Origin of the sequence: Nonomuraea cavernae, assembly GCF_014646355.1 — a bacterium.
Classification (GTDB): domain Bacteria; phylum Actinomycetota; class Actinomycetes; order Streptosporangiales; family Streptosporangiaceae; genus Nonomuraea; species Nonomuraea cavernae.
In genome coordinates this window covers 182,305-194,970 of the sequence record NZ_BMNH01000006.1, presented here as the reverse complement: position 1 = coordinate 194,970, position 12,666 = coordinate 182,305, and the positions used below count along the sequence as shown (strand labels likewise).

Annotated in this window: 11 protein-coding genes; 6 read left to right on the top strand and 5 right to left on the bottom strand. The window is 72.7% G+C overall.

Going from position 1 to position 12,666, the window contains the following annotated elements; genetic code table 11:
* The first annotated feature begins 1 nt into the window (after position 1).
* Genes shc through hpnH form a run of 3 tightly spaced genes read left to right on the top strand, consistent with a single transcriptional unit; the run spans position 2 to position 4,406 of the window.
* Positions 2–1,918, top strand: coding sequence for a squalene--hopene cyclase (gene shc / locus IEY82_RS13700; RefSeq protein WP_189124461.1), 1,917 nt, complete (start codon positions 2–4; stop codon positions 1,916–1,918).
* Entirely contained in the window at positions 1,915–3,405 is a 1,491-nt protein-coding gene (gene ispH, locus IEY82_RS13695; protein ID WP_189124460.1) for a 4-hydroxy-3-methylbut-2-enyl diphosphate reductase, read from the top strand. Before shc ends, ispH begins: the two co-directional genes overlap by 4 nt.
* The gene (gene hpnH / locus IEY82_RS13690) at positions 3,402–4,406 is read left to right on the top strand and encodes an adenosyl-hopene transferase HpnH (protein WP_189124459.1); all 1,005 of its coding nucleotides are present in this window, start codon (positions 3,402–3,404) and stop codon (positions 4,404–4,406) included. Before ispH ends, hpnH begins: the two co-directional genes overlap by 4 nt.
* Before the next feature lie 13 nt (positions 4,407–4,419).
* On the opposite strand, the gene IEY82_RS13685 is transcribed toward hpnH, so the two are convergent.
* Positions 4,420–5,157, bottom strand: coding sequence for an SDR family NAD(P)-dependent oxidoreductase (locus tag IEY82_RS13685; RefSeq protein WP_189124458.1), 738 nt, complete (start codon positions 5,155–5,157; stop codon positions 4,420–4,422).
* A gap of 153 nt (positions 5,158–5,310) precedes the next feature.
* Here IEY82_RS13685 and IEY82_RS13680 point away from each other — a divergent pair, with 153 nt between their 5' ends.
* The 3 genes from IEY82_RS13680 to IEY82_RS13670 all read left to right on the top strand — a co-directional run bounded on the left by IEY82_RS13680 (position 5,311) and on the right by IEY82_RS13670 (position 9,368).
* Positions 5,311–7,101, top strand: coding sequence for an alkyl/aryl-sulfatase (locus IEY82_RS13680; RefSeq protein WP_189124457.1), 1,791 nt, complete (start codon positions 5,311–5,313; stop codon positions 7,099–7,101).
* A 5-nt stretch (positions 7,102–7,106) separates the two neighbouring features.
* The gene (locus IEY82_RS13675) at positions 7,107–8,507 is read left to right on the top strand and encodes an MFS transporter (RefSeq protein WP_189124456.1); all 1,401 of its coding nucleotides are present in this window, start codon (positions 7,107–7,109) and stop codon (positions 8,505–8,507) included.
* A gap of 135 nt (positions 8,508–8,642) precedes the next feature.
* Positions 8,643–9,368 (top strand): dienelactone hydrolase family protein, encoded by a 726-nt coding sequence (locus IEY82_RS13670; RefSeq protein WP_189124455.1) that lies wholly within the window; start codon positions 8,643–8,645, stop codon positions 9,366–9,368.
* Between the two features lie 150 nt (positions 9,369–9,518).
* Here the strand turns inward: IEY82_RS13670 and IEY82_RS13665 are convergent, their stop codons facing one another.
* From IEY82_RS13665 to IEY82_RS39100, 4 genes are all read right to left on the bottom strand, one after another.
* Positions 9,519–10,511 (bottom strand): NAD-dependent epimerase/dehydratase family protein, encoded by a 993-nt coding sequence (locus IEY82_RS13665; protein WP_189124454.1) that lies wholly within the window; start codon positions 10,509–10,511, stop codon positions 9,519–9,521.
* 146 nt (positions 10,512–10,657) lie between these two features.
* A complete protein-coding gene (locus IEY82_RS13660) occupies positions 10,658–11,026 on the bottom strand; it encodes a hypothetical protein (RefSeq protein ID WP_189124453.1) in 369 nt (122 codons plus the stop codon).
* A 218-nt stretch (positions 11,027–11,244) separates the two neighbouring features.
* The gene (locus tag IEY82_RS13655) at positions 11,245–12,189 is read right to left on the bottom strand and encodes a DNA polymerase domain-containing protein (protein ID WP_225263233.1); all 945 of its coding nucleotides are present in this window, start codon (positions 12,187–12,189) and stop codon (positions 11,245–11,247) included.
* A 46-nt stretch (positions 12,190–12,235) separates the two neighbouring features.
* On the bottom strand, positions 12,236–12,628 hold the full coding sequence (locus IEY82_RS39100; protein WP_225263232.1) for a hypothetical protein: 393 nt from the start codon (positions 12,626–12,628) through the stop codon (positions 12,236–12,238).
* Positions 12,629–12,666 lie beyond the last annotated feature (38 nt).

Below are 12,666 nucleotides of genomic sequence, written 5' to 3'. Positions count from 1 at the left end.
CATGACCACAGTCGAGACCCTTCCGTCCGCGTCCAGCGCCCAGCTGGCCCTCGACGCCGCCTGCGACCACCTGATCGGCCTCCGGTCCCCGCAGGGGTGGTGGAAGGGCGAGCTGCAGACCAACGTGACGATGGACGCCGAGGACCTGCTGCTGCGGGAGTTCCTCGGCATCCGGTCCGAGGACGACACGGCCGAGGCGGCCCGCTGGATCCGCTCCGAGCAGCGGGCCAACGGGACGTGGGCCAACTTCCACGGCGGGCCGCCCGACCTGTCCACCACCGTCGAGGCCTACGTCGCGCTGCGGCTGGCCGGCGACCCGGTCGACGCCCCGCACCTGCGGACCGCCGCCGAGTACGTCCGGCAGGCCGGCGGCATCGAGGCGACCCGGGTCTTCACCCGGATCTGGCTGGCGCTGTTCGGCCAGTGGTCGTGGGAGGATCTGCCCGTCCTGCCGCCCGAGCTGATGTACCTGCCGCCGTGGGCGCCGCTCAACGTCTACGACTGGGCGTGCTGGGCCCGGCAGACGATCGTCCCGCTCACCGTGGTCAGCGCGCACCGGCCCGTGCGCCCGCTCCCGTTCGACCTGGCCGAGTTGCGCACCGGCCGCCGGGTGAGGCGGGGCGCGCTTACGGGATGGGAGGGGGTGTTCCGCGGCCTCGACCGGCTGCTGCACCACTACGAACGGCGACCCGTGAAGGGCGTGCGCGCGGCGGCGCTCCGTCGTGCCGCCGAGTGGATCGTGGCCCGGCAGGAACTCGACGGCTCCTGGGGCGGCATCCAGCCCCCCTGGGTGTATTCGCTGATCGCGCTCAACCTGTCCGGCTACGACGTCGGCCATCCCGTCATGCGCAGGGGGATCCAGGGGCTCGACCGCTTCACCATCCGGGACGCCGGGGGCCGCAGGCTGGAGGCCTGCCAGTCGCCGGTCTGGGACACCGCGCTCGCGGTCAACGCGCTCCTGGACGCCGGCGTCCCGCCGGACCATCCCGCCGTCGCCGAGGCCGCCGGCTGGCTGCTCGGCGAGGAGATCAGAGGGCCGGGCGACTGGACGGTGCGCCGGCCCTCGCTGGCGCCTGGCGGCTGGGCGTTCGAGTTCGACAACGACGGCTATCCCGACGTCGACGACACCGCGGAGGTCGTCCTCGCGCTGCGCCGGACGCTCCACCCGGAGGCGCGGCCGGCGATCGACCGCGGTGTGCGCTGGATGGTCGGCATGGCGTCCCGTGACGGCGGCTTCGCGGCGTTCGACGCCGACAACACCCGCACGTTGTGCACCAAGCTGCCGTTCTGCGACTTCGGCGCGGTGATCGACCCGCCGTCGGCCGACGTGACCGCCCATGTCGTCGAGGCGCTGGCGTACGAGTGGCCGGCCGGCGCGCCGGAGCTGCGGCGCGCCGTCGTCTGGCTGCTGAAGGCACAGGAGGCGGACGGGTCGTGGTTCGGCCGCTGGGGGGCCAACCACGTCTACGGGACCGGCGCCGCGGTGCCTGCCCTGGTCGCGGCCGGGGTGCGTACCGAGGCGCGGTGCGTGCGGCGGGCGGTCGCCTGGCTAGCGCGCCACCAGAACGAGGACGGCGGCTGGGGCGAGGACCTGCGTTCGTACCACGATCCGGGATGGATCGGGCGCGGGGCGTCGACGCCGTCGCAGACGGCCTGGGCGCTGCTGGCCCTGCTCGCCGCCGGGGAGAGCTCGCCCGTGGTGGAGCGGGGCGTGCGGTGGCTGGTGGAGCACCAGCGCCCGGACGGCACCTGGGACGAGCCGCACTTCACCGGGACCGGCTTTCCCGGCGACTTCTACATCAACTACCACCTGTACCGGCTCGTCTTCCCGATCAGCGCCCTCGGCCGTTACCTGAGCGCCCGCGCGGCAGGGGAGAGCCAGGTGCCGGAAGTGTCGGCACCGGGGGAGACGTCGTGACGGAGCTGCTGATCTGCACCGCCCTGGGCCTGGAGGCGTGGGCCGTGCGGCGCGGCCTCGACGCCTCCGCGACGGGTGTCCGGGTGATCCGGACAGGGATGGGGCCGCGCCGGGCGGCGCGCGCGGCGGCGGTCCTGCCGGAGTCCGGCGCGCTGGCCGTGGCCGGTTTCGCGGGCGCGCTCGACCCGGCTCTGCGGCCGGGTGACGTCGTGGTGGCGAACGAGGTCCGCTTCGGCGGGCAGGTGTTCCCGTGTCTGTCGGCGCCGCTGCTCGCCGGGGAGCTGACCCGCGCCGGCCTGTCCGTACGCACCGGCCCGCTGCTGACCTGCGACCACGTGGTGTCGGGAGTCGAGCGCCGGCGGCTCGCCGGGTCGGGAGCGCTCGCCGTCGACATGGAGACCGGCCCGCTGGCCGCGGCGGCGGACGGCCGGCCGCTGGCCGCGGTGCGGGTCGTGGTCGACACCCCGCGCGCGCCGCTGCTGAGCGCGGCCACCCTGCGCGGCTTCAACCTGGCCCGCCGCGCGCTGACCCAGGTCGGCCCGGTTCTGACGCGCTGGGCGGCGGCCGCCGCGCCCCGGACGGTGCTGCTGGCCGCCCCCCGGTCGTTCTGCGCCGGAGTGGAACGCGCCATCGAGATCGTGGAACGGGCGCTGGAGCGCGACGGCCCGCCGGTCTACGTGCGCAAGCAGATCGTGCACAACGAGCACGTCGTCCGGGAGCTGGAGCAGCGCGGGGCGGTCTTCGTCGACGAGCTCGACGAGGTCCCCGCCGGCGCCGTCACGGTCTTCTCCGCCCACGGCGTGGCGCCGAGCGTGCGGGACGAGGCCGGCGGCAGGAACCTGCGCGTGATCGACGCCACCTGCCCGCTGGTCGCCAAGGTGCACGCCGAGGCCCGCAGGTTCGCCGGGCGCGGCCGTCAGGTCGTCCTCATCGGGCACGCCGGGCACGAGGAGGTCGAGGGGACGCTGGGGGAGGTCCCGGACTCGCTGCTGGTCGAGGACGTGAGCCAGGTCGCGGAGCTGAGCGTCGACCGGCCGGTGGCCTACCTGACGCAGACGACGCTCGCCGCCGACGAGGCGGAGGAGGTCGCCGCGGCGATCCGGGCGCGGTTCCCCGACGCGGAGGGACCGGCGCAGGACGACATCTGTTACGCGACGACCAACCGGCAGGCGGCCGTGCGCGCGGTCGCCGACGAGGCCGGCCTCGTCCTCGTCGTCGGGTCCGCCAACTCCTCCAACTCCCAGCGGCTGGTGGAGGTCGCCGGCCGCCTGACACCCGCGTATCTCGTCGACGACCCCGGCGACATCGCACTCGAATGGCTCGCGGGCGTCGCGACCATCGGGCTGACCGCCGGCGCCTCCGCCCCGCCTCCGCTCGTCGACGCCGTCGTGACGGCCCTGCGCGGCCTGGGCGCGGTGCTGGTCGAGGAGCGGAAGGTCGCCCAGGAGACCACCAGGTTCACGCTTCCCAAGGAGGTGCTGTCATGACGATTCCGGTCCGCCAGAGCCTGCGTGTCGGCGGTTACATCCTGCGCAACAAGCTGCGGCGCCGGTCGAAGTTCCCGCTGCTGGTCGAGTTGGAGCCGTTGTTCGCCTGCAATCTCGGCTGCGCCGGTTGCGGCAAGATCCAGCATCCCGCCGACGTGCTGCGGCAGCGCATGCCCGTGGACCAGGCCGTGGCCGCGATCGAGGAGAGCGGCGCCCCGATGGTGTCGATCGCGGGCGGCGAGCCGCTCATGCATCCGCAGATCGGGGACATCGTCCGGGAGCTCGTCGCGCGTAAGAAATACGTCTACCTCTGCACCAACGCGCTGCTGATCCCGAAGAAGATCGACCAGTTCGAGCCGTCCCGGTACTTCGCGTGGACAGTGCACATCGACGGCCTGCGCGAGCGGCACGACGCGTCGGTGTGCAAGGAGGGCGTGTTCGACGAGGCGGTCGCCGCAGTCCGCGAGTGCCGCCGGCGGGGCTTCCGCGTCACCACGAACACCACCTTCTTCAGCACCGACAGTCCGCAGACGGTCGTCGACGTGCTCAACTACCTCAACGACGACCTGGCCGTGGACCAGATGATGATCTCTCCCGCGTACGCCTACGAGAAGGCGCCGGACCAGGAGCACTTCCTCGGTGTCCGGGAGATCCGCGAGCTGTTCCGCAAGGCCTTCGCCGGGGGCAACCGCGGCAGGTGGCGGTTCAACCACTCGCCCCTCTTCCTCGACTTCCTGGAGGGGAAGATCGACTTCCCGTGCACGGCGTGGGCGATCCCGTCCTACTCGTTGTACGGCTGGCAGCGGCCGTGCTATCTGATGGCCGACGGCTACGCCCGTACGTATCGGGAGCTGGTGGAGGAGACCGACTGGGACTCCTACGGGCGGGGCCGCGACGCCCGGTGCGCCAACTGCATGGCGCACTGCGGATACGAGCCCACGGCGATGTTCGCCACGCTGGGCTCACTCAAGGAGACGCTCAGGGCGGTGCGGAGCCGCTGACCGCTGCCGGGGGTCACCCGAAGCGCCGCATGAGGTGGCGGAACGGGCCGGGAGCGGCCCCGCGCAGCCGCGCCGGCAGGCGGAGCCAGCCCGGCACGTACGACTCGGACCGCTCGTTCCGGATGGCCGCCACGATGCCGCGCGCCACCCGCTCCGGCGGCATGGGCCGCGGCCAGGGGCGGTCGTAGGGGGCGCCCCGCCGCTCGAAGAAGGGGGTGTCCACCACGCCGGGCAGCACCACCGACACGCCGACCCCCGGGCTCGCGCGCAGCTCGTCGCGGAGCGCGTCGGCGAAGGCGACGAGCCCCGCCTTGGTCGCGGAGTAGACCGCCTCGCGTCCCACGCCGATCGCGCCGGCGATCGAGGCGACGAGGACGACGTGGCCGCGCCCCGCCTCGACCATGCCGGGCAGGAGCAGCCGGGTCAGCTCGATCGGGGCGGTCAGGTTGACCGTGACGAGCCCCGCGACCCTGTCCGGCGGCATCCGCGCGAAGTCGCCGGCCCATCCCGCCCCGGCGTTGTTGACCAGGATGTCGACGGAGCCCGCGAGCCGGGCGAGGGTGCGGGCGCCGGTCGTGATGTCGGCGACCACGGCCCGCCCGCCGGTCTCGGCCGCGACCGCCTCCAGCCGCTCGCGGTCACGGCCCGTCAGCACCAGCCGCGCGCCGGCGTCGGCCATGGCCCGCGCGGTCGCCGCGCCGATGCCCGAAGAAGCGCCCGTGATCAGGACGCATGCGCCGTCAAGTCTCATGACGACCACGTGTCAATCTCATGTGGCCGACGCTAGTGCGCGCCGGGCCGGTCGGTCGACCGCGACGCACCGCCGGGAGTTTTGTCCGTATTGCCGGATAAGAAGGGTCTCGCATGACCATGTCGGTACTGGCCTGCGGGCATGCAGTTGAGTATGGCTGACCTTCCATTTCATGACCGCCGCGACTTCGACGACGCCGCCCGCGGCTTCATCGCGAAGCTCACCCCGGCGGTCATCAGAACCGAGGACGGCAGGGTCATCTGGGACAACGACTCCTACGGATTCCTCCAGGAGGAATGTCCGGAGACGGCGCATCCGAGCCTCTGGCGGCAGGGGCAGCTGTGCGCCAGGCAGGGCCTGTACGAGGTGACCGACGGCGTCTACCAGGTCCGCGGGCTGGACCTGTCGAACATGACGATCGTCGAGGGCGACACCGGGGTCGTCGTCGTGGACCCGCTGCTGTCCACCGAGTGCGCCGCGGCGGCGCTCCGCCTCTACCGGAGCCACCGGGGCGACCGGCCGGTCACCGGCGTCGTCTACACCACCCCGCACGCCGACCACTTCGGCGGCGTGCGGGGAGTCACCGACGGCGGAGTGCCGATCCTCGCGCCCGCCGGATTCCTGGAGCGGGTGGTGGCCGAGCAGGTCTACGCCGGGCCGGCGACGAGGCGCCGGGCCGCCTACCTGTACGGGCCCGCACTGGACCGCTCGCCGACGGGCCAGCTCGGCTCGGGCGTCGGCATGACCATCTCCACCGGCACGGTCTCGCTGATCGCGCCCTCGGTCCTCGTCACGCGCACCGGGCAGGAGGAGGTCGTCGACGGCGTGCGGATGGTCTTCCAGCTCACCGAGGCGTCGGCCGAGATGAACTTCCTCTTCCCCGACCGCCGCGCCCTCTGCCTGGCCGAGAGCGCCACCCACAACCAGCACAGCATCCTGCCCCTCAGCGGCGGGCCGGTCCGCGACGCCCGCGGCTGGGCCCGCTACCTGACCGGCACCCTGGGGATGTTCGCCGGCCACGCCGACGTGGCCTTCGCCTCGCACCACTGGCCCACCTGGGGCGGCGAGGACATCGCCCGCTTCCTGTCGCAGCAGCGCGACCTGTACGCCTACCTGCACGACCAGACCCTGCGCCTGATGAACAAGGGACTGACCGGGCCCGAGATCGCCGAAGCCGTGCGCATGCCCCCGGGCCTCGAACGGGTCTGGCACGCCCACGGATACTCCGGCTCGGTCAGCCACAACGTCAAGGCCATCTACCAGCGCTACCTGGGCTGGTTCGACGGCAATCCCGCGCACCTGTGGGAGCACCCGCCGCGCGAGAGCGCCCTGCGCTACGTGGAGTGCCTGGGCGGCGGGGCGGCCGTGGTGGCCTACGCCAAGGGCTACGTCGAGGAGGGCGACCTGCGCTTCGCCGCGCAACTGCTCAACCACGCCGTCTTCGCCGACGAGGGCAACAAGGAGGCGCGCGACCTGCTGGCCGAGGTCTACACGCGGCTCGCGTACGGCGCGGAGAACGGCACGTGGCGTAACTTCTACCTGATGGGCGCGCTGGAGCTGGCCGAGGGCATCGTGCCGGCCGGCCCGCGCGCCGCCTGGCCGCACCTGGCCGTGGCGCTGGGCGTCGAGCAGATCTTCGACTCGATCGCCATCCGGATCCACGGGCCGAAGGCGTGGAACGAGTGCCTGGCCATCGACTGGCATCTCACCGATCTCGGCGAGTGTTACCGGACGACGCTGTCCAACGGCGCCTTCACGCAGCAGCTCGACCCGCCTGACGGAACCGTCGACCTGACCCTGCGGCTGACCCGGGCGCAGCTCATCGGCCTGCTGGCCGGCCGGGGCGTCGAGGGGGTCGAGCGCGAGGGCGACATCGGAGTGCTGCGGCGGCTGGTGGCCGTGCTCGACGGGCCGCTGCCCGACTTCGCCGTCGTCACGCCCTGACCCTCATGATCGGCGACGATCAGCGCAGGCGGGCTCTCGGCATCTGCCTGGTGGCGGCGTTCATGTCCGGGCTGGACGTGAGCATCGTCAACGTGGCGCTCCCCTCGATCCGCGACGGGCTGCACGCCTCCGCGGGCGGGCTGCAGTGGATCGTGTCGGGCTACGCGCTCACGTTCGGACTGCTGCTCATCCCGGCCGGGCGGCTCGGCGACGCGCGCGGCCGCAAGACCGTCTTCCTGGCCGGCGTGGCGCTCTTCACCCTCGCCAGCGCCACCTGCGGTCTGGCCACGAACATGCCCCTCCTGATCGTGTCGCGGCTGGTCCAGGGCATCGGAGCGGGGCTGATCAACCCGCAGGTGTCAGGGCTGATCCAGCAGATGTTCCAGGGGGGCGGGCGAGGGCGGGCGTTCGGCGCGCTCGGCGCCGCCATCGGGCTGTCCACGGCGGTCGGGCCGCTGGTCGGCGGCGGGCTGGTCACGGCGTTCGGCCACGAGGAGGGCTGGCGGTGGGTGTTCCTGGTGAACCTGCCGATCGGGATCGTGCTGCTGCCGCTGGCCTGGAAGGTGCTGCCGGCTCCCGAGACGGCCGGCCGGCGGGAGAGCCTCGACCCGGTCGGCGTGTCGCTGCTGGGCCTGGGCGTGACGGGGCTGCTGCTGCCCTTCATCCAGGCGCAGCAGTGGCCGGGCGGCGCCAAGTGGCTGCTGATCCCGGCCTCGCTGGCCGTGCTGGCCGGGTTCGTGGCGTGGGAGCGGGCCTACCGCAGGGAGCCGCTGATCGACCTGTCGCTGTTCCGGCTGCGTACGTACAGTCTGGGGACGATCATCGCGATGCTCTACTTCGCCGGCTTCACCGGGATCTTCTTCATCTTCACCCTGTACCTGCAGAACGGCCGCGACTACAGCGCGCTGCTGGCCGGGCTGGCGATCACGCCGTTCGCGCTGGGATCGGCCTCGGCGTCGGTGGTCGGCGGCCGGCTGGTGACGAGGATGGGCCGGCTGCTGGTCGCGATCGGGCTGGCCACGGTGGTCGTCGGCCTGGCCCTGACCATGTTCGCCACCGAGCTCGTACCAGGGCGGGACGTGGGGGTGGCGACCGCGCTGCCGCTGCTCCTCGCGGGCATCGGCAGCGGGCTGGTGATCTCGCCCAACCAGGCGATCGCGCTGTCGCAGGTGCCTCCCGCCGGTGGGGGGAGCGCGGCGGGCGTGCTGCAGACCGGCCAGCGGCTGGGATCGTCGATCGGCATCGCCGTCGTCGGCTCGACCTTCTTCGGGTCGCTCGGCCAGGGGTGGGCGACGGGGTTCAGGCACGGCCTGATGGTGGTGCTGATGTTCGTGGCGATCGCGCTGGCCGCCGCCCTCTACGACCTGATCCTCGAACGCGTCCAGAGAACCCGCTGCCGGACCTGATACCGTCGGTGCCGCCGTGCGCCACTGCCGACCGAGGAGGTGAGACCGATCATCGCTGTGACAGGTCGGGCCTTCCTCTCCCGCATGGCCTAGGGAGTGCCCGCAGAAGGCATCCCCCGAAAGGCTTGAAACGCTATGCGCTTCAACTCCGAGACGTCGTCCGACGGTGTCTCCGAACAGCTCTTCACCCTCGATGACGTGCCCGGTGTGCTGTGGACGCCGGAGGGCGCCACCGGCACTCGTCCCCTGATCCTGATGGGACACGGCGGCGGTCAGCACAAGAAGGCCCCCGGCGTCTTGGTCCGTGCGCGCCGCTTCGTGGCCGAATGCGGGTTCGCGGTGGTGGCCGTCGACGCGCCCGGCCATGGCGACCGGCCGAAGGACGAGGAGTACAACCGGATCGCGACCGAAAACCAGGCCCGGGTGGAGGCCGGAGAAGAGTTGGCTCCGCTGATCGCCCACTTCCAGGCACTCGTGGCCCGCCAGACCGTCCCGGAATGGCAGGCGGTCCTGGACGCGGTCCAGCGGCACGTCGGCGAGGGGCCGGTGGGCTACTGGGGGGTCTCGCTGGGGTGCGGACTCGGTGTCCCGTTCGTCGCCGCCGAACCCCGGGTCCGCGCGGCGGTGCTGGGCCTGGGCGGAGCCCTGGCCTCGGCCGAAGCCGCCGCGCGGATCACCATCCCGGTGGAGTTCCTGGTGCAGTGGGACGACGAGCGAGTGCCACGAGCACAGAGCCTGGCTCTGTTCGACGCCTTGGCCTCAACCGAGAAGACCCTGCACGCCAACCCCGGCAAACACGGAGAAATCCCACGGTTCGAACTGGACAGCACCCTCCACTTCTTCTCCCGCCACCTCACCTGACACCACAGGTCCGCACCGCGCACGTGATCCGCCGCCACGTGATTGAGTGAACGCCGCCCGCACGGGCTCGGCCCGCACGGGCTCGGCCCGCACGGCGGTCGGCCCGCACGGCGGTCGGGCGGCACGGCGGTCGGCGGCCCGAACGACGGCCTACGGCCGCACTTGCTCCAGAAGCTTGGCCTCCACCTCGGGGTCAAGCCCGACGGGAGGGCGATCGGCCCGCGTGGACGGCAGGCCGGGCAGGCCGCGCAGCCAGGCCCAGGTGTCGGCCACGGTCTCCTCGACCGGACGGCAGCGCAGCCCCGCCGCGACGGCCTTGGACACGTCGCCCTGGTGCATGGCGCCGTGGGTCTCGCCGTGCAGCCAGATCGGCAGGTCGGTCCACGCGGACACCCCGGCCGCGAGGATCGTCTCGGGCTCCGCCCACTGGAGCCGGGCGTCGGAGCCGGTCACCCGGACACAGGTCTCCAGCAGCTCGCCCATGGTGGTGAAGGCGGGCGGGCTGACCGTGTTGTAGGGCCCGCTCAGGCCGCGCTCGGCGGCGGCCAGGCACCACAGGGCCAGGTCGCGGGCGTCGATGTACTGCAGGCCGAGGTCGGCGGGGCCGGGGGCGAGCACCGGACCGCCCCGGGCGACGCGGTGCAGCCACCACGGCAGCCGGCCGATGTTCTCGTGCGGCCCGAGGATCAGCCCTGCCCGTGCCAGCAGCGCCCGGTCGCCGAACGCCGCCACGGCGGCCAGCTCGCCGCCCATCTTGGCGCGGGCGTACTCGAGCGCGACGTCGTCGTCGGGGGAGCCCTCGACCAGGGGCGCGGTCTCGTCGGCGCCCGGCGGCGTGGGGTAGTGGTAGACCGAACGGGTGGAGACGTAGACGAAGTGGCCGGCCCGGTCTGCCAGCAGGCGCGCGGCGTCGCGCACGGCGGACGGCGCCCAGGCCCAGGTGTCGACGACGACATCCCACTCGCCCCGCTCGATCTCAGCCAGCCCGCCGGGCGCCGTCCGGTCGCCGCGCAACGCCGTCACCCCGTCGGGCGGCTCGTGGGTGCCCCGGTTGAACACGCTCACGTCGTGGCCGAGGGACAGCGCCTCGTCGACGAACGCCCGGCCCACGAACTCGGTCCCGCCCAGCACCAGCAGCCTCATGCCCTCACCCTGGCTTACCGGCCGAGCGCCGCGCCATGGGCGCACGCCCTGAGCGGAATCGCCCAAAGCGTAAACAACGTCACCGCCCACGGCCTACGGCTCTCGGGCTCGGACCTGCCGTCCTGCACCGTCGAGCGTCGCGCCGGTCAGGCCCAGGCGCTGTACCCGATGGCGTCCCGGTAGACGGTGGCTGGGCATTCGAGCACCTCGCCGCCGGGCATGTGCAGGTTGAGCCACCCGCCGTTGGTGGGCTTGCAGTGGGTGACGAAGACCGGCCCGGGGTATCGGACGCTCTCGGGCCGGATGCAGTCCACGTCGTACAGCCCCAGAGGGTTGCGGAAGCGGATGGCGCCGACGTATCCCGGATCGGTGCACTCACCGACCATGCGGGCTGCAGCGGAGTCACCCGCCCGGTCGGTCGGCACACCGTCAGCGGCGGCCGGAGCCACCGAGACCCCCGTGGCCAGCGAGGCGAACGCCGCCACGACCATGATCGTGCGTAGGTGGGAACGCACACGAACTCCTCTCTCCATCCGCTGGCATCCAGCGGCTGAGCTTCTGGAACCATCTGTTGTAACACACTGAATCAATGTAGTCACGGATAGTGAAAGGCGGAGTGCGACGGACAGACGTCCGCCTCCGAGGTGGATCACCAGAGCTCCGCGTTCCGCTCGTTCCCGATCGTGCTGCGCTGGTTCGAACGACTCCGCTGACGTGGTCCGGGCGGGTGGGCTCACTCCGCGCGGCGGGCGCGGGCGCGGCGCTTGCCCTCGTGCATGGCCTGGACCCGGGCGATCGGGATGGTGTGCCCCTGCTCGACCAGGTCGGCGGGCAGGCGCTGCGGCTCGGGCATCTGCTCGGCCCAGGGGTCGCCGTCACCGAGCAGCTCCAACGCCGTGTGGACGGTGAAGTCGGCCGGCGTCACCCGGTCGAGGTCGTCCCAGGCGACGGGGAAGGACACCGGGGTGCCCGGCCGGATGCGCGGGCTGTAGGCGGCTACCACCGTCGCGCCGCCGGCCCGGGTGGAGTCGAGGAACACCTTGCCCGCGCGGTCCTCCCGGATGAACGCCGTGGTGGCCAGTGCGGGGTCGATCAGCTCGGCGCGGGCGGCCAGGGCCCGGGTGGCCGCGGCCAGGTCGTCCATCGCGGTGCCCTCGACCACCGGGACGAACACGTGCAGCCCCTTCGCGCCGCTGGTCTTCACCGCGCCCGCCAGCCCGGCGTCGTCCAGCGCCTGCCGCACCAGCCGGGCGGCTCGCACGGCCAGCGGGAACGCGTCGTCCACCGGCGGGTCGAGGTCGAGCACGAGGTGGGTGGCGTGCTCGCCGCGGAACAGCGCCGGGTGGTATTCGACCGCCCGCTGGTTGGCGAACCACAGCAGGGTCCGGCGGTCGTCGCACAACGCGTAGGACACCTGCCGCTGCGAGGACCCCGCCCAGACGGACACTGTACGCACCCAGGAAGGAGCGTATTTGGGGACGTTCTTCTGCATGAACGGCGCCTGGCCCGGCCGCACGCGGATCACCGACAACGCGCGGTCCCGCAGGACCGGCAGGATGCGATCACGGACCGCGTCCAGGTAGTCGACCAGATCCCGTTTCGTCGCGTTCGCCTCGTCGAACAGCGGCTGGTCGAGATTGGTCAGCGACACTCCGTCTCGCGTCTCATCGCTGGTCACCCGCCCCACGATGCCGATCTCCGCCGCGCGGGTCAACAACAGCGGATCACGCCGTCCACCCCAAGAACGCCTCACCGGCCGAGACGCCGCCCAGCCAGAGGCCCACCGCCGCGACCGGGACCAGCAGCCCCCACGGCGAGCGCGCTCGTACGGCCCAGACGGAGACGCCCAGCAGCGCCAGCCAGAGCGCGAGCAGCACGACGATCGCCCACAGTGGCGCCACCAGCCCGCTCGCGAGGTAGAACGGCAGCGTGCAGAGGTGACCGGCCAGCCCCACCCAGCTCGCGACCCGCTTCACGACCACCTCCATGGTCTCCTCCTCGCCGGTCTCCTCCTCGCCGGTCTCCTCCTCGCCGGTCTCCTCCTCGCCGGTCTCCTCCTCGCCGGTCTCCTCCTCGCCCGCGACGATTGTCGCCCACCTCCCTCGCGCCGCGCGCACGGGTTCCCGGCCCGCGAGATCCGGCAGGCTCCCATCCG